The sequence below is a fragment of the Acinetobacter junii genome (assembly GCF_018336855.1).
GTDB lineage: Bacteria > Pseudomonadota > Gammaproteobacteria > Pseudomonadales > Moraxellaceae > Acinetobacter > Acinetobacter junii.
This window is the reverse complement of the sequence record NZ_CP059558.1, coordinates 1,518,395-1,541,038: the sequence shown is the minus strand read 5'-3', so window position 1 is coordinate 1,541,038 and position 22,644 is coordinate 1,518,395. Positions and strand designations below refer to the sequence as shown.

The following is a 22,644-nucleotide window of genomic DNA, read 5'->3' as shown; positions in this document are numbered from 1 at the left end:
GATTAATTTTCCTCAAAATTGCGCTGATGTAACTGATAATACATTCCTTGTTTAGCGATCAATTCTAAGTGAGTTCCTTGCTCGATAATTTGTCCTTTATCCATCACAACAATCAAATCGGCATTTTCAACTGTAGATAATCGATGAGCAATTACAATCGTGGTTCGACCTTGCATCGCTTCATCAAAGGCTTGTTGGATAAAGTATTCTGATTCGTTATCAAGCGCGCTTGTTGCCTCATCTAAAATTAGAATTGGCGAATCTTTCAGAATTGCTCTCGCAATCGCAATACGTTGACGTTGTCCACCAGATAAATTCAGACCTTGGGCACCAAGTATAGTGTCGTAACCTTGAGGCAAACTCATGATGAAATCATGTGCATAGGCAGCTTTAGCTGCAGCAATCACTTGCTCATCACTAGCATTTTGTAATTGTCCGTAGGCGATATTGTCACGCACTGAACGATTAAACAGAACGACTTGTTGGTTCACCATTGCAATTTGCGATCTTAAACACAATAACTCTATTTCTTGAACAGGAATATCATCAAAATATATACCGCCACTACTTAACTCTTGGAAACGCGGCAACATGTTTACCAATGAGGTTTTACCAGCCCCTGACCGCCCAACGAGTGCAATAGTTTGACCAGCTTGAATATTTAAAGAAAAATCTTTAATGGCTTTAGTACCATCAGAATATTCCAAGCAAGCTTGATCAAATCGAATATTACCTTTCAATTGAGGCTTCAATTGCCCTTTATTTTCTTCTTCAGGTAAATCCAATAATTCAAAAACCGAATGTGCTGCAGCTAAACCGCGCTGAAGTTTTTCATTGATATCAGTTAAGTTTTTTACGGGCTTAGATATTAAACCAGCAGCAGTGATATAAGAGACGAATTCGCCAGCAGATGTGTCACCAAAAACCTGCGGGCGCAAAGCTAACCATAAAATGATTGCCATTGCACAAGACAAAATCAGTTGCACCACTGGACTATTGATATTCTGAACAACCACCATCTTCAAACCACGACGAAGGTTTTCTTCAGATGACTTATAGAAGCGTTGTTGCTCAAAAGCTTCACCAGTGAAACTTTTAACTACAGAGTTACCATTGATGGTTTCCTGAACCACATGATTGACATCACCCATGGTATTTTGTACTTGTATCGAAAGCTTTCTCATGCGCTTTGCTGCTACACGAACTAAAATACCAATCACTGGCATAAATACGATAATACACATCGTTAAGCGCCAGTTGGTATAAAACAAATAACTTAATAAACCTATGACAATCAGGCCATCTTTGACTAATGTCTGTAAAGAATCAGAGGATGCAGCTGTTAATTGCTGCACGTTATACATTAATTTTGCACTAATATGACCAGAGGTATTATCTAAATAATATTGTGCAGGCAATCTAAGCAGCTTCGCATAAACCTCTTGGCGAATACTAAAAACCAAACGTCTTGAGATTACAGCGGTAAAATATCCACCTAAGAATAATCCAACACCTCTAAAGAACATTAACAACACGATCAATGCAGGAAACAGATTTAGGTTTTCTCTGCTTCCATTTTGAATTGCATCAATAATAAACTTCAGCAATTTGGCTACCGAGACTTCGGTAGCCGCATTGATACCAAAACCAAGTAATACAAATAAGGCAATACCCCAATAAGATTTTAGATAAGCTAAAAGGCGTAAATAAACCTTAAAATCTTGATTCACTCGGTGAAACCTCTAGTTGGAACTTTAGTGCTAATGTTAACGTTTACAAACCCAAGCTGACCTGCAACATCCATCACGCGTATTACATCCTGATGGGCGGCTTTAGCATCAGCAGCGATGATAAACATAAAGTCGCGACGTTCTTGTGCAACTTGCTTAATGGCTGTACTGAGATCAGCTGTATCTTTTGTCGATAATGCTTGACCATTCACGGAATAATGGCCTGTGGAGTCTACCATGATTTCAATTTTTTGATCGAATTGTTTAGGCGGTACACCTTGAGCATCGGGCAAAGTTAGATTTATACGACTTTGCTGACTAAATGTCGTCGAAAGTAATAAAAACACCAAAATAAATAACATACAGTCAATCATTGGTGTCAAATTGATATGAATATCTTCAACTTGAGAACGTTTAAATTTCATTAGATCACCTATGCTTAGCTTGCAAGGCGATGTTCTTGTACATGTGGTACTTTTTTGTAGAAAAGTGCAGCATGGAACAAGGTAGATTGTTGTTCTAACTCAGCGGTATATTCGTGTACAACACGTTGAAAGTATCGATAAGCAATCATCGCTGGAATAGCAATTAACATACCAACAGCCGTTGTGATCAAGGCTTTAGAAATACCAGGCATCATCATACTTGCATTTCCTGCTGATCCCACATCAATCACCAAGAAAGATTCAATAATACCTAAAACCGTACCAAGCAAACCCAATAAAGGGGCTATTGCGCTCAATGTGCCCAAGAAATTGATGTTCTTCTCTAAGAAGGAAATTTCTTGTGAAGCTGCCGCCTCCATTTGCGCACGCGCAAATTGCTCACCCTGTTCTTTGTGTTCGTACCCAGCAAGTAGAATACGTCCTAAAGGTGATTTCTTTGCTTGCTCTTGCTGTAAATTTGAAATTACAGTCTCAGCATTAGAACCATTGACAAATAAATCACTAGGTAATACTTGAGAACGCTTCAAACGAATGTAGCGTTCAATTGTGATTGCAACCGTAAAAATTGATGAGAGAATAAGCGGCAGCATTAACCAACCGCCCGCTTTTACCAGTTCCCACATATTATTCCCCAATAATATTTAAAATAATTAGGACGAATCCTAAATATTAGTTAGGCAAACAAATATTTAGAATCCCATCCAACTCATCCAATGAGTGATAGTGAATGACCATTTTCCCTTTTCCTTGTTGGTTATGGTCAATTTTGACATTCGCACCAAAGCGTTCAGATAGCTTTTGAGTTAATTGTTCAATATCTGGAGAAATTTTTACTTTCTCCTTTTCTGGTTTTGGCTCACTCCACTCACGAACCAATTGCTCAGTTTGACGCACTGACAAACCTTTTTCAATCACGATTTTTGCAACTTCAATTTGTTCTTTAGTCTTTAAAGTCAAAATTGCGCGGGCATGTCCCATATCAATCTGACCTTGTTGCATATAATCTTTAATTGGGTCTGCTAAGCTTAGTAAGCGCAGCAAATTACTGACTGTGGTACGCGCTTTACCAACGGTATCTGCAATTTCTTGATGACTTAAACCAAATTCATCATGAAAACGTTGTAATGCAAGTGCTTGATCAATAGGATTTAAATCTTGGCGTTGAATATTTTCAATTAAGGCTAATGCTATCGCGACCTGATCATTCAACTCTCTTACAATTGCGGGAATTTCAGTTAATCCCGCCATGATTGCGGCACGCCAACGTCGCTCACCTGCAATAATTTCATAAGGGTGTTGTTCATCATCCACAGGACGAATCACGATAGGTTGCATTACACCATGTTTTTCAATCGATGATGCAAGCTCTTGTAAATCCTGTTCTTGAATAAAACGACGTGGTTGATATTCTCCACGCTTTAACGAGTTAACATCAATTTGCTTGAGTTGACCATGATCCAAGGCTTGTGCTTCTAGTTGCAGTTTTTCTTTTTGAATCGAACCTAGCAACGCATCTAAACCACGACCTTTAGCCAATCCGCGTTTTTTGATGCTCATACAGCACTTCCTTTTTTCACTTTACTTTTTTTAAGCATTTCCGCAGCCAAATTTAAATATGCAACGGCACCTTTAGAACTCTTTTCAAAATAGATCACAGGTAAACCATGTGCTGGAGCTTCAGCCAAACGAATATTACGAGGGATAACCGTATCATAGAGCTTTTTACCAAAATATTGCTCAAGCTCAGAAGATACATCACGTGTTAACGCATTTCTTGCATCATACATGGTACGTAACACACCAATGATTTCCAAGTTTGGATTGAGTGCTTTTTGTATACGGTCGATGGTTTGTGTTAGATCTGCAAGGCCTTCTAAAGCATAGTACTCACATTGCATCGGAATGATCACACCATTCACTGCTGCAAGGGCATTTACAGTAATCAAGCTTAGACTTGGAGCACAATCCACAATAATGTAATCAAAAGCTGAATCTACCTCTTCTAATGCTTTTTTGAGGATAAATTCACGACCTTCTTGCTCAGCGATTGCTAGCTCTACTCCTGCAAGCTCACGGTTTGCACCCAAAACTTTATATCCTACTTCTGCTTTTTGAATTGCAGTTTCGATCGGCACTTCACCTAATAAGACATCAGTAACAGAATACAAAAGATCATTCTTTTGTACGCCAGACCCCATTGTTGCATTACCTTGTGAGTCCATATCAACTAACAAGACACGCTTCTTTAAAATCGCCAAAGAAGCAGCAAGATTAACTGCGGTTGTTGTTTTCCCTACGCCACCTTTTTGGTTAGCAATTGCAATAATATGTGCCATGATTACCCTTAATATTTTTTATTAAATTCGTTGAAGCAAAAGCAAATGACGTTGTTCATCTAATCTTGGTACTTTCAATTCGACAATCTGAGACTGATATTGACCTTTTAATTGATCAAGTTCATCAGTTGGAATCAAACCTTTCATTGCTGCAATAATACTTTTTTCATGCATATATGGCTGTGCAGCATCTACAAAGTCAGTTAGTGAAGCGAATGCTCGACTTGTAATTACATCGAACTGACCAAGTTCATTGATACTGTCTTCATTTTCAACACGTGTTTGCACTGCAATTACATTTTTCAGCTTTAAATCAGCAATAAACTGTTTCAGAAAACGAATTTTCTTGCCATTTGAATCAAGCAAAACACAATCACGTTCTGGTTGACATAAAGCAATAATCATTCCAGGCATTCCACCACCTGTACCTACATCTAATAAACGCCCTTTTGGTAGATCATTCAAGATACTTAAACTATCTAATAAATGTTTAACCAGCATTTCTTTAGGGTCGCGTATTGCTGTTAGGTTATATGCCTTATTCCACAATACTAGCGCATCTTGATATTTTAATAAGAGTGTTAAAGCCTCTTCGCTGAGGTTTAATCCTAAAGCTTGACTACCTTGCTTTAATTCTTGAAAAAAATGATGCATGACAGTGTAACATCTCGATAAATTTGCTGTGCAGTATACCGATTTCTGATACAAGACACAGTAGGACTTGTTGAACGATTATGCAGTTAATCATCTATGTTCATGATAAACTGCACAATCCATCAAATTTTCTGCCTTGGTTCAACAACATCAAAGCACGACAAATATCTTCTTAGGCAAATTCACCTTGTTTAATTTTATTGTCAAGCTCTTCTAACCGCTCAGGCGTACCAACATCAACCCAAATACCCTGCATTTTCTCAGCTGAAACTAATTCTTGTGACATTGCCTGTTTAAGTAAAGGTGCTAATGGTCTCTTACCATTCTCCAGACCTTTAAACATATTCGGTGATAATACCGCAATACCACTATAGGTTAATGCTTCACCCAATTGCTCCTGCTCAAATGTATAAGCCAAATCATTGGATAAAATGAAATCACCTTTCAAATGCTGAGGAGGATTATCAACCAATACTAAATGCGCTTGCTTGTCACCTAAATGAACATTCAGCAATGAAGAGAAATCCATAGTTGTCCAGACGTCACCATTGACGAGAATGAAAGGCTTATCACCCAATAAAGGCAATGCATTGATAATACCACCTGCCGTCTCAAGTCCCTCACCCTCATGCGACCATAAAATAGTTACACCAAATTGAGAACCATCTCCAAGAGCAGCCGCAAGTTTGTCTCCCAACCAAGCAGTATTGATCACAATTTCAGAGACACCTATCTTTTGCAATTTTTCGATGTGCCAAACAATTAAAGGCTTTCCACCAACTTTAAGCAAAGGTTTTGGTGTATGCAACGTGAGCGGTCGCATACGATTTCCAAGACCTGCGGCAAGAATCATAGCTCTCATTATGCAGCAACCTCATAATCACCATATTTTGCAATGAACTTTGGCATAACGATTTCACGCATAAATTGCATAAAGTCATTCAATTCATCATAACCTTGACTTTCTTCAAGCAGATACCACATCACTCTTGGCAGATCTTTTAGATAACCTGATTTTCCATCACGCTCGAATAAACGAACAAAAATACCTAAAATTTTAAGATGGCGCTGAATCGCCATAAGATCAGCATCACGCTTAAACTGCTCAAAACTCCGATTTTCTTTCGCTTTTGCTGGCAACAAGTTATAAAAGACTTCAAACCATTCATAAACGCGCTCAGCATTCCACTGTACATAGGCATCTCGTGTAATCGAGATTAAATCATAAGTATCAGCACCAATTACCGCATCTTGGAAATCAATAACACCGAGTTCTTGCTCATTTTCAATTTTCATCAAATTACGACTGTGAAAATCACGATGAACGATTACTTGAGGTTGGTTAGTTGCTTCAATCGCAAGAAAATCGAAAGCTTGCTCAATTGTTTCTAATTGCTGTTCTGTTGGTTGAATATTTAATGAAGGTAGCATCCATTCTGTTAACAGACGCATCTCTGTCATTAATTTCTCATATGAATATGCAGGCAAATGAGATTTCCCGTCAATTTGCTGCAATTCAATAAGTTGTTTAAAGCTCTGGGCATAATATTGATCAACTGTTTTATCATTTAACAATGTTGACAACACTACATCACCAAAATCTTCCAACAATAATAATCCTTGCTCCAAATTTTTAGCTACGATATGAGGAACTCTCACCCCATTCGCATCAAAGAATTCATCAATCGTCACAAACGGAACGCAATCTTCTTTTTCAGGAGGCGCATCCATGAGCATATATGTTTTGTTTTGTAACCCAACTCGTGCATAGCGGCGGAAACTCGCATCTCCAGCAAGAAAGTTGATTTCAAACTGATCAGATTTGAGAACGGCTTCAAGCCAAGTTTGTATCAATTGTTCACGTTGTGTATTCATTTGCAATAAAATCTAAAACTAGCTGAGATTTTGAAAGCTTAAGTGTAGCCACTTATCAACTTTTTCTCTATGATGCGACAATAATTAATTGTGAATTAGCATACTGGTTAATGAGACAATGAAACATCAGTTTAAATTTAATCCTTTAGCAACTGCTATTTTGACACTCTTGTGTGGCGGCTCGATTCAATCAGGTTTCGCAGCAACCAACACGTCTCATGTCTCTACACTAGACAATGCTCAACTCAAAGCCAAAATTCAGAAAGACCAAGAAACCTACCCTGGCGAAAGTTTTTTTCAGCAATACTATGTAGACAAATCAGCACCAGAAGCTCAATTGCGTGACAATCGCTATCTAAGCTCATCTTTTTGCCAAGGTACATGGATTACGCCTATCAACCCTGAAAGCAGACCCAAAGATGCGAATAGCACCACCTCTGTTATTACGGCAGACTATGGTCACTACAATCCAAATGGTGATTCGGTTTTACGAGGTGACGTAATTATTGACCAAGAAGGTCGCAATATTCGTGCAGATGAGGTTACTTTAGATTCATCTCAAACATATGCAAATGCGAAAGGTCGAGTTCAACTCGCTCAATCAGGTTTACTCACCCAAAGCGATCAAATCAATTACAACTTAAAAACCCAAACTGGCGACTTAAATAACAGTTTTTATATTTCTGAACAACAACATGCTCATGGCCATGCAAGCCAAATCAAACGCCAAAATGAAAATTTAGTTATTCTTAAGGATGCTAGTTATACAGCCTGCCCACCTGAACAAAAACCTGCATGGAAAATTCAGGCTAAACAAATTGAACTGAATCAAGAAACTGGTCGTGGTGTGACTAGAGGAACTAAACTATATGTAAAAGATGTTCCTGTCTTAGCTGTTCCTTATTTTAATTTCCCAATTGATGATAGACGCACCACTGGTCTTTTAAGTCCAAATTTTGGCTATAGCAATGATGGCGGTGCTCAACTTACCGTTCCTGTTTATCTTAATCTTGCACCTAATTATGATCTAACACTCACACCAAGCTTTATGAGCAAACGTGGAGCAAAGTTGGATGCAGAATTTAGATATATGACTGAGAATTTTGGTTCAGGACGTATTTGGGGTGGCTACCTACCAAATGACAACGAATACGACAACAAAGATCGTGATGACTTACATTTTGAACACAATTGGAACATCACAGATCAATGGTCTACGAACCTAGAATTTAACCATGCATCAGATAAAGATTATTTCTCTGATTTTAATTCAAGCCCAAATTCAAAAACTGATTTGAACCTACGTCGTGCATGGGAATTGAATTATAAAAATGGCATTCCTGGCTTAAAAGCTCAGTTAAAAGTCGAAGATTTCCAAACCCTAGATGAAACGATTGAGGATAAAGACAAACCCTATGCTCGCTTACCTCAGTTCCTTCTCAATTATGTAACAGGTAATCCACAAGGTTTACAATACGAGTTTAATAATGATACAGCTTATTTTAAAAAGTCTATAAATGATGGCTCAGCTTTAGAATCAAGCGGTACTCGTATCTATAACCAATTTGCTGTTCGTTATAACTACATAACACCATCATGGTTCTACGCTATTCCTGAATTATCCGTACGTACGATTAATACATTCTACGATCAAGATACTAAAGAAGGTTTAGGCTTATCGGCTTCCGATGATTTAGAAAAGTCTGTCGTTGTACCGCAATTTACGTTCGCAACTGGTGTAACTTTTGAGAAAGATGGCAAATATCTTCAAAGCATCTCACCAAGAGCGTTCTATGCTTACTCACCTTATAAAAAGCAAGATGACCATCCAAACTTCGACTCTACAACTGCATCTATTAGTTATGACCAATTGTTTAACCCTTACCGCTTTTATGGGCACGACCGCTTAGAGGATAATAATTTCTTATCTTTGGGTGTTACATATAGCCTACTGGATACAGAAGGCTTAGAGCGTATTAGAGCGAGTCTAGGTCAAAGTTATTATTTTAATGACAGACGTGTAACCCTAAACGAAGAACCTGATGAGTTCGACACGCAAAAAAGAACAGGTCCGATTATTAGCCTAGCGAGTCAATTGAATCAGAACTTCACCTTAGCTGCCAATTCTGCATGGATGTCTAATGGTGAAAATGCACAACGTGATTTTCAAGCATATTACGTCGGCGATAAAGGTAATCTCTACAATGTAGGCTATTTTTATCGTAAAGACATTCCAGACCGTCAAGATTCTTATGATCAAGCTGTTGCATCCTTTATACAACCTGTAAAAGATAATTGGCGTATTATGGGGCATGCTCAATATGACTTAGACAATAATTTGATGCGCGAGTATTTACTTGGCGTCAATTATGAGTCTTGTTGTTGGGCTGTCTCTGTATATGGACGCTCGTACTACAACGATTTAGATGATCCTAATTCTCCTGATGTACGTAGAAAGCGTGCTGTAATGGCTGAGTTTACACTTAAAGGTTTAGGCGCCTTAAATAATAAGCTTGCCTCACTTTTAGAAAGCAGAGTTTTAGGTTTCAACAAAATTAATCAATCTTGGACACAACGTTAATGAAGATAAATTCTATTCAACATATCTTTAGAGCTACTGTTCTAGCCGCCCTAATTTCTTCATCAATGCATAGCTTTGCTCAACCTACGGATGAGGTTGTCGCAATTGTGGATAGTAGTGTCATTCTTAAAAGTGATTTAGAACAAGGAATTGCTGAAACTGAGCATCAACTTAAAGCACAAAATAAAACTGTGCCACCACAACAATACTTACAGATGCAAGTTTTAGATCAATTGATCATCCGACAAGCTCAATTAGAACAAGTTAAACGTTACGGTATTAAAGCCGACGAAAAAAGTTTAAATGCTGCTGTTATGAAAGTGGCAAATCAATCTGGCGCTACTACCTTAGAAGCGTTCCAACAAAAACTAGATGCAATTGCGCCAGGTACATATGAAAACTTAAGAAACCGTATTGCTGAAGATTTAGCAATCGGACGCTTACGTCAACAACAAGTAATGTCGCGAATTAAAATCAGCGACTTAGATGTTGAAAATTTCCTAAATTCACCTGAAGGTCAAGCCGCATTAGGCACTCAAGCTCATGTGATTCATATGCGTATCTCAGGAGATAATGCAGCAGAAGCACAAAAAGTTGCCTTAGAAGTAAAAAATGCGCTTACGAATAGTGACGATCCAAAAGCAATCAGCTCTAAATTATCAACTTCTTCTGTGAAAGTTGATGGCGCAGACATGGGATTTAGATCACTTTCTGAAATTCCAACTGAACTCGCAGCGCGAATCACCCCATTGAAAATAGGTCAAACAACTGAACTTATTAATGTTCGTGATGGTATCCACGTTCTTAAATTACTTGAACGTAAGCAGAATGATCAAAAGGCTTTAGTGGATCAATACCAAACACGTCATATTTTAATCCAACCTTCTGAAGTTGTATCTTTAGACCGTGCTAAACAAATGATTGATAGTCTATACAATCGTGCTAAAGCTGGCGAAGATTTTGCAACACTTGCTGCAACATATTCAAATGATACAGGTTCAGCTCGTGATGGAGGTAGCTTGGGTTGGGTTAGCCCGGGCGTTATGGTTGCTGAATTTGAACAGACAATGAAGAATACTCCTGTAGGTCAAATTAGCAAACCATTCCAAACACAATTTGGATGGCATATCCTGCAAGTGATGGATACTCGCCAACAAGACATGACCAAAGAAGTACAAGAACGTATGGCACGTCAGATTCTCGGTGAACGTCAATTTGATACTGAAGTAGATACTTGGATGCGTGAGCTTCGCGCCAATGCATATGTTGAAATTAAAGATGTCAGTTTAGACTCAAAAGCGCAGCAAAAATAAATTCTGCCTCAAAAAAATGCCAGCTATATGCTGGCATTTTTTCATACAAATATAAAAATAGCGGCAAAGGCCGCTATTTTTTTTAAGTTACAAGTTAATCACTTATAACGATCAACCATCTTCTCTAAAGAAATTGGGCGAATCTTATCTGCATTACCAGCCGTACCAAATGCTTCATAACGTGCAATACAAATGTCTTTCATTGCTTCAACTGTTTCACCAAAGAATTTACGTGGATCAAATTCACTTGGTTTCTCAGCCATCATACGACGCATTGCACCCGTAGAAGCTAAACGCAAATCAGTATCAATATTAATTTTACGAACACCATGTTTGATCGCTTCTACAAGCTGATCTACTGGTACACCGTAAGTTTCTTTAATATCACCACCATATTGGTTAATAATCGCCAACCACTCTTGTGGTACAGAGCTTGAACCATGCATTACAAGATGCGTGTTTGGTAGCGCAGCATGAATTTCTTTGATTCGATCAATTGCCAAGATATCGCCTGTAGGTGGACGAGTAAACTTGTATGCACCATGAGAAGTACCAACAGCAATCGCTAAAGCGTCAACATCAGTGTCAGCAACGAATTGAGTTGCTTCTTCTACAGAAGTTAGCAATTGAGAATGGTCTAGTACGCCCTCAGCGCCAACACCATCTTCTTCACCAGCCATACCAGTTTCAAGGCTACCTAAGCAACCAATCTCACCTTCAACAGAAACGCCACATGCGTGAGCCATAGCTACAACACGACGAGTAACATCAACATTGTAATCATATGAAGTTGGTGTCTTACCATCAGCTCCCAAAGAACCATCCATCATCACTGAGCTAAAGCCCAACTGGATAGAGCGTTGGCAGACATCAGGGCTTGTACCGTGATCTTGATGCATTACCACTGGAATATGTGGCCATTCTTCAATCGCAGCTAAAATAAGATGACGTAAGAAAGGTGCACCTGCATATTTACGCGCACCAGCAGAAGCTTGTACGATTACAGGTGAATTCGTTGCATCAGCTGCGAGCATAATTGCACGCATTTGTTCTAAGTTGTTTACGTTAAACGCTGGTACGCCGTAGTTATGTTCTGCAGCGTGATCCAAGAGCTGGCGCATTGAGATTAGAGCCATAATATCCTCCCAGGTAATGCGCCATATTCTACATGTTGATTTGTTTCAATTCAGCAACTAATCACAGGATTTCAAAAAAATTCTTAATCTTTTGTATCATTTGGGTAGCAAAACATACTAAAAAATAAAAAAAGCTAAATCATCGCATGATTTAGCTTTTTAAATGATTCAATAAACAAATTCTAATTTGAAATTGCTTCAATCAAATCAACAATATCCTTCGATTCGCGTAAGGGGTAATTTCTTCCCAATCGCCTTTTCAATCTCAGGCAAATAGAACGCATCATCTTCTGATAAGAAGCTAATACTTACACCTTGAGCACCTGCACGTCCAGTACGACCAATACGATGAACATAATCATCTGATTGCTCAGGCAAGGTAAAGTTAATGACGTGCGATACACCATCAACATGAATACCACGACCAGCAACATCAGTCGCAATCATAATATTGTTTTTACCTTGTTTAAACTGATCAAGCATCTTCAATCGTTTGTCTTGTGCAATCTCACCAGACAACATTCCTACTTTATAACCATCACGTTTTAAATGATCATACAATCGACGAACCTGATCTCTACGGTTTGCAAAGATCATTACTTTATCAATAGGTTCTTCACGAAGAATTTCTTGAAGCAATTTATATTTATCTTTGTTTTCTACAACGTAAACTCGTTGCTCGACATCATTATTGGTTTTCTGTTCAGGTTCAATTTCTACCGTAACAGGTTCAAATAACCATTGTCTTGCCAAATTCAATACATCGTAGCTAAATGTTGCTGAAAACATCAAAGTTTGGCGTTGCTCTTTGAATGGAGAAAAACGAACAATTCGTTTTACTGATGGGATAAATCCCATATCAAGCAGGCGATCAGCTTCATCAATCACTAAAAATTCAATTTTATCTAACCAAACTTCTTTTTGCTCAACAAAATCAATTAAACGCCCTGGCGTTGCAACAATAATATCAACAAAGTTGCGATCCAACATTTTCTTTTGTTTTTCAAAGTCTACACCACCTAACAGCGTGACAAGATGTAGATCAGTGAACTTTGTCAAATGCTGGGCATCACTTTCAATCTGTAATGCAAGCTCACGAGTCGGAGCTAAGATTAATGCTCGTGGTTCACCACGAAAACGTTGCTCTTGTACTGGATTGGTTAATAAATCATTAATCACACTGATTAGAAAGGCAGCTGTTTTACCCGTCCCTGTCTGTGCTCGACCAATGGCATCATGCCCTGCTAATGTATATTTTAAAACCTTTTGTTGAATAGGAGTCATTTGTGTGAACCCCAAAGCATCAATGGCTTTTTTCAACTGCGGATGTAAATTTAAGGTTTCAAAACCAGACGTCATATATGCTCTCGAACCATCAATGACTAAAGAAAGTGGCTATTATAAACAAAAACGCCCCAAATAACATTGGAGCGTTTTTTATTGCGTTAAAGCAACAAATTAGTCTAAAGGCTGAACGTTTTCAGCTTGGAAACCTTTTTGTCCTTGAACTACGCTGAATTCTACGCGTTGGCCGTCACGTAATGAACGGTGACCTTCGCCTACAATTGCGCGGAAATGAACAAATACGTCATCACCACCATTACGCTGAATAAAACCAAAGCCTTTAGTGTCGTTAAACCACTTTACTACGCCTTGTTCACGAGCTGTCATAAGTCAATCCTCAGATATTGAAAGATAAGGACCTTCCGGTGTTGCAAACAGCAGAGCCAACAAGGTTTTAAAATATTTATAATTTTAAAGCTTGTAATCATTCTGTAAAACTATCAACAATTTCCGGTTACATCCATTTGTAATAGGGTTTAATACAAGAAATTTATATTAAACACTTTCTAAAACGCATCGAGCTTAACACGGGTTTATTCCAATTAATAGATTTATTTTTAGTAATTTCCTAGCACTCTATCTGTTTTATTCAACCATTTAGCGCTTTTTTTGCTAAAAATTTTCCGTGTAAAATAGTGAAAGTTTGTTAAGATAATTTTCAATTAAGCTTTGTTTATTACTATGTCTCAAATTGAAGGCTCGCCCGAAATAATTGATGCGCTAGGACAACCTTGCCCTATGCCACTTTTGATGTTGAAACGCGCTATTAAGAAGTCATCAGGATCAAAGCAATATCTTTTAAAATCATCAGACCCGCATAGTGAAATTGATGTAACACGATATTGCCAAATTCAAAAACTTCAATGTCAAACACAGAAAATTTCAGACCGAGAATTTCACTATTTAATTGAATCTATTTGATTCTTTGCTAAACTCTCGGTAAAGATAAAATTGAAATATTTACATTTCTATACTCAAATTTCCTTAGTGATGAAGAACATTCGCATTAAGATGAAATTATTGACTTTAATACCATCCTATAAGGAGACTCCATGACTACTGACAGCAGCAATCAATTGATGCCCCTGTCATTGTCTGCGCCAGGCGTTAACCTTGGTGCATATATCAGTACTGTCAATCAAATTCCTATTTTAACGGCAGAGCAAGAGAAAGAACTTGCTGAACGTTATTATTATGATCAAGATCTGGATGCTGCCAAACTTTTGGTAATGTCACACTTACGATTTGTCGTACATATTGCACGCAGCTATGCAGGTTACGGATTACCACAAGGTGATCTCATCCAAGAAGGTAACCTAGGACTGATGAAAGCTGTTAAGCGCTTCGATCCTAATATGGGTGTGCGCTTAGTTTCTTTTGCTGTGCATTGGATTAAAGCCGAAATTCACGAATATGTTATTCGTAACTGGCGAATTGTTAAAATTGCTACTACGAAAGCTCAACGTAAATTATTTTTCAATTTGCGTAGTCTTAAAAAATCAAGTAAACGTTTGACTTTAGAAGAAGCTCAATCAATTGCAAATGATTTGAATGTGACTCCTGAGCAAGTGCTCGAAATGGAAGGTCGTTTAACCGCTTACGATGCTGCTTTTGAAGCGCAAGGTGATGATGACGATGATACACCGCACACCGCGCCTGCACTTTATCTCGAAGATAATCGTTACGACCCTGCACGCCTAATTGAAGAAGAAGATTACGAAGAACAAAGTACTTCTGCATTGCATGAGGCCATGGATCAACTCGATGATCGTTCTCGTAATATTTTACAGCGTCGTTGGTTAGACGATGACAAATCAACTTTGCATGAATTGGCTGCTGAATATAATGTTTCTGCTGAACGTATTCGCCAGCTTGAAAAGAATGCAATGGAAAAAATTAAAATTGCGATGTCAGCAAGTTAAATTCAGAACAAACACAAGGGCGACAATGCCCTTTTGTTTTATCCAGCTTTGTTAAAAGCTTCGAATATGTTAACTTTGTTCATCAATTTTCCAGTTCCATTTTCATTATGTGGATAGCAATTTCTGCGCTTAATCTTGCACTTGCAGTTATGTTAGGTGCTTTTGGTGCACATGGGCTTAAATCTATTGCTACAGTAGAGCAACTCGCTTGGTGGAGCACTGCAACGCAATATTTTTTCTACCATGCTCTAGGTTTACTCATTTTAGCTGTACTCAAAAAAACCACACCAACATTCCCAATAAAAATTCCTTTTATTTTGATTCAAATTGGCATCATATTTTTCTGCGGTTCATTATACATTATGTCGCTTGGTTTACCTCGAATATTAGGTGCAATCACTCCGATTGGTGGTGCATTTATGATTGCAGGTTGGCTGTTACTCGCATGGTATGCGATCAAACATGCGAAATAAGGATTTATCATGCATATCTATTTAAACGGCGAGTCAACAGACACGTCATGTGAAAACCTACAGCAATTGATTCAAAGCTTGGCACTTGAAGGCAAACGCTTTGCTGTAGAGAAGAACCAACAAATTATTCCGAAAAGTAGACTTGAGCAAACAACAATTGCTCCAGAAGATCGTATTGAAATTATTCAAGCTGTTGGTGGCGGCTAATCGGCTAAAAATGGAGTAAGCCCATGCAAGATTCCCCTTTAATTATTGGTTCACGTACTTTCCAATCTCGTTTATTGGTCGGAACTGGTAAATATAAAGATTTAAATGAAACTGATTTAGCCATTCAAGCCAGCGGTGCGGAAATTGTTACCGTTGCAATTCGTCGCGTAAACATTGGTCAGCATGACGATCAACCAAATTTACTTTCAGTGATTCCACCTGAGAAATATACAATTTTGCCAAATACAGCCGGTTGTTTTGATGCTGATAGCGCAATTCGCACCTGTATGCTGGCTCGTGAACTGCTTGATGGTCACAATCTGGTGAAGCTGGAAGTTCTTGGTGACGAAAAAACCTTATATCCAAATGTGACCGCAACGCTTAAAGCCGCGCAAACATTGATCGATGATGGTTTTGAAATCATGGTGTATACCTCAGATGACCCTATCGTTGCACAAGAACTTGAAAGTATGGGGTGTGTTGCGATTATGCCTTTGGGTAGTTTAATTGGTTCTGGTCTTGGTATTTTGAATCCACATACCATTTCAATCATCAAAGAAAATGCCAAAGTTCCAGTTTTGGTTGATGCTGGTGTCGGTACTGCCAGTGATGCGGCGATTGCGATGGAATTGGGTTGTGATGGTGTACTGATGAATACCGCGATTGCTGCGGCTCAAAATCCAATTTTGATGGCTTCTGCGATGAAAAAAGCAGTTGAAGCGGGTCGTGAAGCATTCTTAGCGGGTCGTATGCCACGTAAGCGTATGGCCAATGCCAGCTCGCCTGAAACGGGGTATTTCTTTAAATAAGAAAAGAATGATAAAAGGGAGCTTTTTTTGCTCCCTTTTTTAATGCAATTATGATTTATCTTGATTCCAGATTAACAAGATGTATAACTTGCTCAGTTGATCGCAAAGCAAGATCATGTAAAACACCTGGCTTTAGCAGTTTGATCTCATACTTTGGCATCCATGAAATCACTTGAGCTTCAGTCGCATCATCAAGATAAGAAGCTTTTATTTGAATATCGCCTTTATAAATATAAAGAAATTCATGAAAATTTCGCCCTACAACGGAATCATAGAAAAAATTTTCAACAATCGCAAAAAGCACAGGCGAATTAAAATACTCTCCTGTTTCTTCAAGCACTTCTCGTTGAATTCCCTCTAGGGTTGTTTCTGAAAATTTTAATCGACCACCCACTATAGAAATACTTCCATCAGGAAATATAGAAACCAAAATCTGATCTTCATGCTCTATCCAAGCAGCCACACGAATATTAAGTTTTCCCTCTGCAATATCTAATGTTAAATCTTTCACTTATAACTCAATGGCTTCGTTTTAATCATTTATTCTATTATATTCTTTAAATTCATTTTCGCCCTTTGTTCAAAACTGTGTTGAAAATATTCCGTTTGATACAGTGGTTCAGTCTGATAAAAATGCGTTAGAACTTCTTTTCGTTTAATGGAATAGACTTCTGTATCCACCCAAGCATATTCTTGTTGAATCTGTTGCTCATACTCCTCGTAACGTTCTGGCGAGGCCGCTATAATCGCTAAATCAATATCCAGTAAAAACTGTAAATCTAGCTCATCCGTTGCTTCATGCTTTTGCGTAGCAACAATCCATCGCTTAATCTTTTGAACGATATCTATTGATAAATCTTGAGACAAATATTGCTCGAATAGCTCAGCACTTTTTAGTTCGTTGTCTTTTGCTTGAGGATCATAGATCGCATCATGAAACCACAGTGCTAACTCAACTGAATAAGCATCTTTTAAATCAGGTCGAATCGAATCAAGTAAAACCAGACATTCATACAAATGCTGAAGCGTATGATAAGCCCGCTGCTTTTCATTATAGGCAGCAATCAATTTGTTAAAAATTTTCTGCGGTTCAGAAAAATGATAATGCCGATGCAGCTCAAACCATGATTTTTCTAATACAGTTAAATATTGCTGCATTACTCATCCTTATCGGATTTCCTTATTAAGCCACTTTGCTAATGACTCTGCATCCTTACGCTCAAGAAAGAGCTGATACAAAGTACAAGAACCAAACTCATGTTTTAGTTCCTGCTGACGTACAGGGTGATTACCAAATCGAAAGCGTCGAGTACCATCACGATCTAAAGGCAGTGCATACACGCCATAACTCCGCGGTTCTGTCAGATGCCCTTTAATTTGAACTTGATCAGGCGATATAGCATTTTTCAACAAATATTCTTTGGTTAACATCCCATCCTGCCCAAGGCAAATCTAAGCTGCGTGCTGTTCATCTCGCTTAAAGACCAACTCTTTATCCGATGAACTTTCAGCATCAAAGTAATACCCTTCACTATCAAATGCTTTTAATTGTTCTACTTGGCTTAATTTATTTTCAATCAAATATCTTGCCATTAGACCACGCGCTTTTTTCGCATAGAAACTAATGACTTTATATTTCCCGTTCTTCTGATCCAAGAATACAGGCTTGATAATTTCAGCCCGAATTTTCTTTTCATTCACAGATTTATAATATTCGTCAGAGGCTAAATTTACCAATAATTTTGCATCAATTTCAGCTAAATCTTGGTTAATTTGATCAGTGATAATGCTGCCCCAAAACTCATATAAATTATTTCCACGGCTATTCTTTAATTTAGTACCCATTTCTAAACGATACGGCATCATCAAATCCAATGGGCGTAACAAACCATAAAGACCAGACAGCATGCGCAAATGCTGTTGGGCAAAATCAATATCTTGATCTTTTAAATGATAAGCATCTAGACCTGTATAGACGTCACCTTTAAATGCAAATAAAGCTTGGCGTGCATTAGAAAAATCAAATTCCGCATTCCAATCACGAAAACGCTCTACATTTAAATTGGCGATTTTTTCACTCACGGTCATTAACGATGCTATTTCTGTTGCAGAAAGTTTGCGACACACATCAATCAACTGCTGTGATTGCTCTAATAAACGTGGCTGTGTATGTGTATCTGTAGGTAGTGCTGTTGTGTAATCAAGTGTTTTCGCTGGAGAAATTAAAGCAAGCATAATCAATCAAAATAAATTTATATTGGTGAAACTATATCAGTTGATAATTTTTAATGCCAATTCGTGTTCTCGTTCAGTTTTATCGGTAAAATAGTGGATTCTTCCATTATCCATTACGTATCTTATGTCTGAGCAATTATTCATCCATGGTCCTGTTGGTCAAATCGAAATATTTGTTGATCAGCCCCAAGGAGAAATCACAGGTTTTGCTGTCGTCTGCCATCCACATCCTTTGCAAGGTGGTACACCACATCATAAAGTCCCTGTTTTACTGGCTCAGATTTTTAATGAAATGGGTTGTGTCGTTTATCGCCCTAGCTTCCGTGGTTTGGCTGGTAGTGAAGGTGTTCATGATCAAGGTCATGGCGAAACTGATGATATTATGGCTGTGATTGAATATGCCCGTGCAAAACATGCTGGTTTAACTTTTTATGCCGGTGGTTTTAGTTTCGGTTCTCATGTATTAGCTAAATGCCAAGCACAACTCAGTGAAGAGTTACGTCCAAAACAATTAGTGCTCTGCGGTCTACCAACAGGCTCAGTGGTGGATTTACGTCATTATAAAACCCCTGCAATTGATGGCGATATTTTATTCGTACACGGCGAGCAAGATGACATCACCCTGCTCTCTGACATGATCAAGTGGGCAAAACCACAAAAGCATCCAATCACGATTCTACCAGGTGCCAATCATTTTTTTACTGGTTATCTAAAACAGTTGCGTCAAATTATCACTCGTTTTTTAAAAATTTAAACTTAACAACAAATTACTAAGAAAAATATACGCCTTTTGAATCCAATGTCTATTATATCAGTTTAGATGTACAGGCATTTAGGTTCTTAAAAAAATGAAATTAAATAAAAAACAGGGACTTTTTTTAAAGCAAACCATTGAGCATTGGCAACAACAAGGCACGATTACGCCTGATGTTGCCAATAAATTAAATCAGAGTTTTTCGATTCGGTCTTTTGACTGGGAGCGGCTAGCAAAGTATTCATTCTGGATCTCGATGATTTGTACAGTGATCGCAATAGCCGCTATCACACTTGATGATTACTTGATGAGGTTGATTGAAAAAATCTTTATAGATTCCAAAATTATTCCTTGTCTGGTTTTTGCTGCTGTTGCTATAGCTTTTTATGGCTTTGCCTATCGTCGACGTAAAACCAAACCCTTACATCAATTTAGCAATGAAGCGATTATTTTTGCAGGTGTGCTTTCTACGGCAGCATCCGTCGCTTATTTCGGTCAAGTGATTGATACAGGCAGTGGGCATTTCTCTTTGCTATTCTTGCTCTCCACCATTATTTATGCCGCACTTGCCTTCTGGTTCCCTTCTAAATTGATCTGGGTATTTTCCTTACTTTCACTCGGTTCATGGTTTGGGACGGAAACTGGCTATATGTCGGGTTGGGGAGCCTATTACCTAGGCATGAACTTCCCTTTACGTTTTGTCTTTTTTGGCGGCGTATTGATTGGTTTAAGCTTGCTGTTTAAACGCTACGCGCATTTTAGAGACTTCGCCCATTCAACTTATGTCATGGGACTGCTTTATCTATTTATTGCCTTATGGATTCTCTCGATCTTTGGCAATTATGGTGATTTGAATAGCTGGTATAACGTTAAACAATATGAACTCTTGCATTGGGGTGTGCTCTTCGCATTTATTGCAATCATTGCAATTGTCTATGGTTTAAAACATGATGATGCTACCTCACGCGGTTTTGGCATCACCTTCTTATTTATTAATCTCTACACCAAGTATTTTGAGTTCTTTTGGAATGGCATGCACAAAGCCATCTTCTTTATCTTGCTCGCTGCATCTTTCTGGTGGATTGGCCGACATGCTGAAAAACTTTGGAACTTAGAGTTTCTGCCTAGCCAATCCCAAATAAAGAAAGACCATCCCATTGAATAATTACTGAAAATCACTCCAACTCAAGCCAAACCGAGCCAAATACTTTTTGACTCGGTCGCTGTCATTGGTGGTATTACGTTGCTGGCGTGAAGCAGCAAATAGCTGACGTCCAGCATCAGCCATCGATTTGGCATTTTCACAAACTTGGAGTACGCCACGTAGTTGAATCTGATCAAACTCATCGATTTCACTCAACTGTTTTTGATCTAAATATTTAAGGAGAATATCTACATCTTTAGAATGATTTTGTTTGGCTTGAATCGACCACAACTGTTTTAAACGCTGAATCTCTTTTTCTACCGTTTCCGAACGAATCAACTCACCAGTGGATAGCGTTGCTAATCGGGTCACACTGGCGGTTAAATCTCGGAAATTCCCCTGCCAAGATGCTTGTTTAGACTTGGCAAATTTCAAATATGCATCAAGGGCATCACGTTGAAATCGTAATTGACGCTGATGATTTACAGCAAAACGTTGCAACTCAAATTCAATATTCGGGGCAATATCTTCTATTCGATCTTTAAGATTGGGTAAAAAGAATGTCCATGTATTCAACCTCGCCCATAAATCCTCACGAAAACGACCTTCTTGCACCTCTGTTCTCAGGTCTTTATTTGTCCCTGCAATCAACTGAAAATCTGCCTGAACCTCTTTATCACTTCCGACTGGAAAAAAAGATTTATCTTCGAGTGCCTTGAGGAGCATCGCTTGTTCATCTAACCCAAGCTCGCCAATTTCATCCAGAAATAAAATACCTTGATCAGCACTTTTTAATAAGCCTGTTCTTGAAGCCACTGCCCCTGTAAAAGCTCCTTTAATATGTCCAAATAAACTCGACATAGCACTATCACCACGAAGCGTCGCACAGTTCACATCAACAAAACGCCCACTTAAATGAAAGTTGTCTTTCTTTAACTGAAAAATTTGTTTGGCTAAATGCGATTTACCCACACCTGTTGAGCCTATAATCAAAATCGGCGCACTTGAACGTGTTGCTACCAACTCAACTTCTGTAATCAGTTGATTGAATTCAGGGTTATAGGTTGAAATATTAGCTTTCAACTGTTGCCAGTTTTGTTGTTGCTCATCTTCAAAACGCTGCTTGAGAACATCGTAGCGAGATAAATCCAGATCGATGACGCGGTATTCACCTTCTGGAGTTTTCTGTTGATTGGGTGCACTTTGAATCAGCTTGGCAGGTAAATAATTGGCATCGACCAAAAGATACCAACAGATTTGAGCAACGTGTGTGCCTGTAGTGATATGCAAAAGATAGTTATTTTTTTCATTATCAAAGGGGTAACTTTTTACAAAGTCATATAGCGCACCATAGACCTCGGCAAAATCCCAAGGATCACGGATATTCACTCGCTGACCTGACACGGTAGTCGATGGCGACACATTTTGAGCATCTTCAGCAATAAATTTGACTAAATTGTGATGTTGCCGATCATGCAATAATACCAATTCATCCACAATCAGATCTTCATGCATTAGAAGACTCAAGGTCGGACGCCAGCGTTGCCATCGATCAGGACGCTTTCCTTGATCCAAGGTAGAACCCACAAAACCAATTACAACAGTTTTTTTTGCATTCGCCATAATTTCTATAATATTTTATATATGTCTATTATATACAATACGCAACTCGATGAAAAATTCCA

The 22,644-nt window shown here is 38.4% G+C and carries 25 protein-coding genes; 9 read left to right on the top strand and 16 right to left on the bottom strand.

The window, feature by feature from the left end:
• Window positions 1–2 precede the first annotated feature (2 nt).
• The 8 genes from msbA to H2677_RS07265 form a co-directional block, all read right to left on the bottom strand.
• Window positions 3–1,730, bottom strand: coding sequence for a lipid A export permease/ATP-binding protein MsbA (gene msbA / locus H2677_RS07300; RefSeq protein ID WP_042891017.1), 1,728 nt, complete (start codon window positions 1,728–1,730; stop codon window positions 3–5).
• Window positions 1,727–2,155: an ExbD/TolR family protein gene (locus H2677_RS07295; RefSeq protein WP_004954071.1), complete on the bottom strand. Its 429-nt coding sequence runs from the start codon at window positions 2,153–2,155 to the stop codon at window positions 1,727–1,729. The genes msbA and H2677_RS07295 overlap by 4 nt, the downstream gene beginning before the upstream one ends.
• Window positions 2,156–2,169: 14 nt before the next feature.
• Entirely contained in the window at window positions 2,170–2,799 is a 630-nt protein-coding gene (locus H2677_RS07290; RefSeq protein WP_212639487.1) for a MotA/TolQ/ExbB proton channel family protein, read from the bottom strand.
• Window positions 2,800–2,845: 46 nt separating this feature from the next.
• Window positions 2,846–3,733 (bottom strand): ParB/RepB/Spo0J family partition protein, encoded by an 888-nt coding sequence (locus H2677_RS07285; RefSeq protein WP_004911551.1) that lies wholly within the window; start codon window positions 3,731–3,733, stop codon window positions 2,846–2,848.
• Window positions 3,730–4,512, bottom strand: coding sequence for a ParA family protein (locus tag H2677_RS07280; RefSeq protein WP_004911554.1), 783 nt, complete (start codon window positions 4,510–4,512; stop codon window positions 3,730–3,732). Before H2677_RS07280 ends, H2677_RS07285 begins: the two co-directional genes overlap by 4 nt.
• Before the next feature lie 21 nt (window positions 4,513–4,533).
• Complete coding sequence (gene rsmG, locus H2677_RS07275) at window positions 4,534–5,166, bottom strand: 16S rRNA (guanine(527)-N(7))-methyltransferase RsmG (protein ID WP_004911557.1); 633 nt, start codon at window positions 5,164–5,166, stop codon at window positions 4,534–4,536.
• A 172-nt stretch (window positions 5,167–5,338) separates the two neighbouring features.
• Window positions 5,339–6,028, bottom strand: a complete 690-nt coding sequence (murU, locus tag H2677_RS07270; protein WP_212639486.1) for an N-acetylmuramate alpha-1-phosphate uridylyltransferase MurU — start codon at window positions 6,026–6,028, stop codon at window positions 5,339–5,341.
• Complete coding sequence (locus tag H2677_RS07265) at window positions 6,028–7,041, bottom strand: aminoglycoside phosphotransferase family protein (protein WP_212639485.1); 1,014 nt, start codon at window positions 7,039–7,041, stop codon at window positions 6,028–6,030. The genes murU and H2677_RS07265 overlap by 1 nt, the downstream gene beginning before the upstream one ends.
• Before the next feature lie 118 nt (window positions 7,042–7,159).
• Between H2677_RS07265 and H2677_RS07260 the strand changes: the two genes are divergently transcribed.
• The gene (locus H2677_RS07260) at window positions 7,160–9,622 is read left to right on the top strand and encodes an LPS-assembly protein LptD (protein ID WP_004954067.1); all 2,463 of its coding nucleotides are present in this window, start codon (window positions 7,160–7,162) and stop codon (window positions 9,620–9,622) included.
• A complete protein-coding gene (locus H2677_RS07255; protein WP_004954065.1) occupies window positions 9,622–10,935 on the top strand; it encodes a peptidylprolyl isomerase in 1,314 nt (437 codons plus the stop codon). The genes H2677_RS07260 and H2677_RS07255 overlap by 1 nt, the downstream gene beginning before the upstream one ends.
• A gap of 98 nt (window positions 10,936–11,033) precedes the next feature.
• Here H2677_RS07255 and fba read toward each other — a convergent pair whose 3' ends face one another.
• The 3 genes from fba to H2677_RS07240 form a co-directional block, all read right to left on the bottom strand.
• Window positions 11,034–12,071, bottom strand: coding sequence for a class II fructose-bisphosphate aldolase (gene fba / locus H2677_RS07250; RefSeq protein WP_004954063.1), 1,038 nt, complete (start codon window positions 12,069–12,071; stop codon window positions 11,034–11,036).
• A 207-nt stretch (window positions 12,072–12,278) separates the two neighbouring features.
• The gene (gene rhlB / locus H2677_RS07245) at window positions 12,279–13,430 is read right to left on the bottom strand and encodes an ATP-dependent RNA helicase RhlB (RefSeq protein ID WP_004911568.1); all 1,152 of its coding nucleotides are present in this window, start codon (window positions 13,428–13,430) and stop codon (window positions 12,279–12,281) included.
• A gap of 99 nt (window positions 13,431–13,529) precedes the next feature.
• Window positions 13,530–13,742 (bottom strand): cold-shock protein, encoded by a 213-nt coding sequence (locus H2677_RS07240; RefSeq protein ID WP_004911569.1) that lies wholly within the window; start codon window positions 13,740–13,742, stop codon window positions 13,530–13,532.
• Between the two features lie 354 nt (window positions 13,743–14,096).
• On the opposite strand from H2677_RS07240, the gene H2677_RS07235 reads away from it, so the two are divergent.
• From H2677_RS07235 to H2677_RS07215, 5 genes are all read left to right on the top strand, one after another.
• Window positions 14,097–14,336 carry a sulfurtransferase TusA family protein gene (locus tag H2677_RS07235; protein ID WP_212639484.1) on the top strand — a complete coding sequence of 80 codons (240 nt, stop codon included), beginning with the start codon at window positions 14,097–14,099 and terminating at the stop codon, window positions 14,334–14,336.
• Between the two features lie 131 nt (window positions 14,337–14,467).
• A complete protein-coding gene (rpoH, locus tag H2677_RS07230) occupies window positions 14,468–15,337 on the top strand; it encodes an RNA polymerase sigma factor RpoH (protein ID WP_004911572.1) in 870 nt (289 codons plus the stop codon).
• Between the two features lie 107 nt (window positions 15,338–15,444).
• Entirely contained in the window at window positions 15,445–15,810 is a 366-nt protein-coding gene (locus H2677_RS07225) for a DUF423 domain-containing protein (RefSeq protein ID WP_004954058.1), read from the top strand.
• A 9-nt stretch (window positions 15,811–15,819) separates the two neighbouring features.
• Window positions 15,820–16,017 (top strand): sulfur carrier protein ThiS, encoded by a 198-nt coding sequence (thiS, locus tag H2677_RS07220; protein WP_004911577.1) that lies wholly within the window; start codon window positions 15,820–15,822, stop codon window positions 16,015–16,017.
• Between the two features lie 23 nt (window positions 16,018–16,040).
• Entirely contained in the window at window positions 16,041–16,826 is a 786-nt protein-coding gene (locus H2677_RS07215; protein WP_004954055.1) for a thiazole synthase, read from the top strand.
• Between the two features lie 55 nt (window positions 16,827–16,881).
• Here H2677_RS07215 and H2677_RS07210 read toward each other — a convergent pair whose 3' ends face one another.
• The 4 genes from H2677_RS07210 to yaaA are packed head-to-tail and all read right to left on the bottom strand — an operon-like array spanning window position 16,882 to window position 19,061.
• Window positions 16,882–17,337: an NUDIX domain-containing protein gene (locus tag H2677_RS07210; RefSeq protein WP_004954054.1), complete on the bottom strand. Its 456-nt coding sequence runs from the start codon at window positions 17,335–17,337 to the stop codon at window positions 16,882–16,884.
• A 29-nt stretch (window positions 17,338–17,366) separates the two neighbouring features.
• A complete protein-coding gene (locus H2677_RS07205) occupies window positions 17,367–17,984 on the bottom strand; it encodes an HD domain-containing protein (protein WP_004954052.1) in 618 nt (205 codons plus the stop codon).
• Window positions 17,985–17,993: 9 nt separating this feature from the next.
• Complete coding sequence (locus H2677_RS07200) at window positions 17,994–18,257, bottom strand: hypothetical protein (protein ID WP_004954051.1); 264 nt, start codon at window positions 18,255–18,257, stop codon at window positions 17,994–17,996.
• Between the two features lie 21 nt (window positions 18,258–18,278).
• A complete protein-coding gene (gene yaaA, locus H2677_RS07195; RefSeq protein WP_004954049.1) occupies window positions 18,279–19,061 on the bottom strand; it encodes a peroxide stress protein YaaA in 783 nt (260 codons plus the stop codon).
• 124 nt (window positions 19,062–19,185) lie between these two features.
• Between yaaA and H2677_RS07190 the strand changes: the two genes are divergently transcribed.
• The gene (locus H2677_RS07190; protein ID WP_212639483.1) at window positions 19,186–19,815 is read left to right on the top strand and encodes an alpha/beta hydrolase; all 630 of its coding nucleotides are present in this window, start codon (window positions 19,186–19,188) and stop codon (window positions 19,813–19,815) included.
• Window positions 19,816–19,909: 94 nt separating this feature from the next.
• Complete coding sequence (locus H2677_RS07185) at window positions 19,910–20,980, top strand: DUF2157 domain-containing protein (RefSeq protein ID WP_212639482.1); 1,071 nt, start codon at window positions 19,910–19,912, stop codon at window positions 20,978–20,980.
• Here the strand turns inward: H2677_RS07185 and rtcR are convergent, their stop codons facing one another.
• On the bottom strand, window positions 20,981–22,582 hold the full coding sequence (gene rtcR, locus H2677_RS07180) for an RNA repair transcriptional activator RtcR (RefSeq protein ID WP_212639481.1): 1,602 nt from the start codon (window positions 22,580–22,582) through the stop codon (window positions 20,981–20,983).
• Window positions 22,583–22,644 lie beyond the last annotated feature (62 nt).

Excerpts from the sequence above, each read along its gene's own strand:
- H2677_RS07295 (WP_004954071.1), bottom strand. The coding sequence starts at position 2,155 with ATGAAATTTAAACGTTCTCAAGTTGAAGATATTCATATCAATTTGACA.
- H2677_RS07290 (WP_212639487.1), bottom strand. The coding sequence starts at position 2,799 with ATGTGGGAACTGGTAAAAGCGGGCGGTTGGTTAATGCTGCCGCTTATT.
- H2677_RS07285 (WP_004911551.1), bottom strand. The coding sequence starts at position 3,733 with ATGAGCATCAAAAAACGCGGATTGGCTAAAGGTCGTGGTTTAGATGCG.
- H2677_RS07280 (WP_004911554.1), bottom strand. The coding sequence starts at position 4,512 with ATGGCACATATTATTGCAATTGCTAACCAAAAAGGTGGCGTAGGGAAA.
- rsmG (WP_004911557.1), bottom strand. The coding sequence starts at position 5,166 with ATGCATCATTTTTTTCAAGAATTAAAGCAAGGTAGTCAAGCTTTAGGA.
- murU (WP_212639486.1), bottom strand. The coding sequence starts at position 6,028 with ATGAGAGCTATGATTCTTGCCGCAGGTCTTGGAAATCGTATGCGACCG.
- H2677_RS07265 (WP_212639485.1), bottom strand. The coding sequence starts at position 7,041 with ATGAATACACAACGTGAACAATTGATACAAACTTGGCTTGAAGCCGTT.
- H2677_RS07260 (WP_004954067.1), top strand. The coding sequence starts at position 7,160 with ATGAAACATCAGTTTAAATTTAATCCTTTAGCAACTGCTATTTTGACA.
- H2677_RS07255 (WP_004954065.1), top strand. The coding sequence starts at position 9,622 with ATGAAGATAAATTCTATTCAACATATCTTTAGAGCTACTGTTCTAGCC.
- fba (WP_004954063.1), bottom strand. The coding sequence starts at position 12,071 with ATGGCTCTAATCTCAATGCGCCAGCTCTTGGATCACGCTGCAGAACAT.
- rhlB (WP_004911568.1), bottom strand. The coding sequence starts at position 13,430 with ATGACGTCTGGTTTTGAAACCTTAAATTTACATCCGCAGTTGAAAAAA.
- H2677_RS07240 (WP_004911569.1), bottom strand. The coding sequence starts at position 13,742 with ATGACAGCTCGTGAACAAGGCGTAGTAAAGTGGTTTAACGACACTAAA.
- H2677_RS07235 (WP_212639484.1), top strand. The coding sequence starts at position 14,097 with ATGTCTCAAATTGAAGGCTCGCCCGAAATAATTGATGCGCTAGGACAA.
- rpoH (WP_004911572.1), top strand. The coding sequence starts at position 14,468 with ATGACTACTGACAGCAGCAATCAATTGATGCCCCTGTCATTGTCTGCG.
- H2677_RS07225 (WP_004954058.1), top strand. The coding sequence starts at position 15,445 with ATGTGGATAGCAATTTCTGCGCTTAATCTTGCACTTGCAGTTATGTTA.
- thiS (WP_004911577.1), top strand. The coding sequence starts at position 15,820 with ATGCATATCTATTTAAACGGCGAGTCAACAGACACGTCATGTGAAAAC.
- H2677_RS07215 (WP_004954055.1), top strand. The coding sequence starts at position 16,041 with ATGCAAGATTCCCCTTTAATTATTGGTTCACGTACTTTCCAATCTCGT.
- H2677_RS07205 (WP_004954052.1), bottom strand. The coding sequence starts at position 17,984 with ATGCAGCAATATTTAACTGTATTAGAAAAATCATGGTTTGAGCTGCAT.
- H2677_RS07200 (WP_004954051.1), bottom strand. The coding sequence starts at position 18,257 with ATGTTAACCAAAGAATATTTGTTGAAAAATGCTATATCGCCTGATCAA.
- yaaA (WP_004954049.1), bottom strand. The coding sequence starts at position 19,061 with ATGCTTGCTTTAATTTCTCCAGCGAAAACACTTGATTACACAACAGCA.
- H2677_RS07190 (WP_212639483.1), top strand. The coding sequence starts at position 19,186 with ATGTCTGAGCAATTATTCATCCATGGTCCTGTTGGTCAAATCGAAATA.
- H2677_RS07185 (WP_212639482.1), top strand. The coding sequence starts at position 19,910 with ATGAAATTAAATAAAAAACAGGGACTTTTTTTAAAGCAAACCATTGAG.
- rtcR (WP_212639481.1), bottom strand. The coding sequence starts at position 22,582 with ATGGCGAATGCAAAAAAAACTGTTGTAATTGGTTTTGTGGGTTCTACC.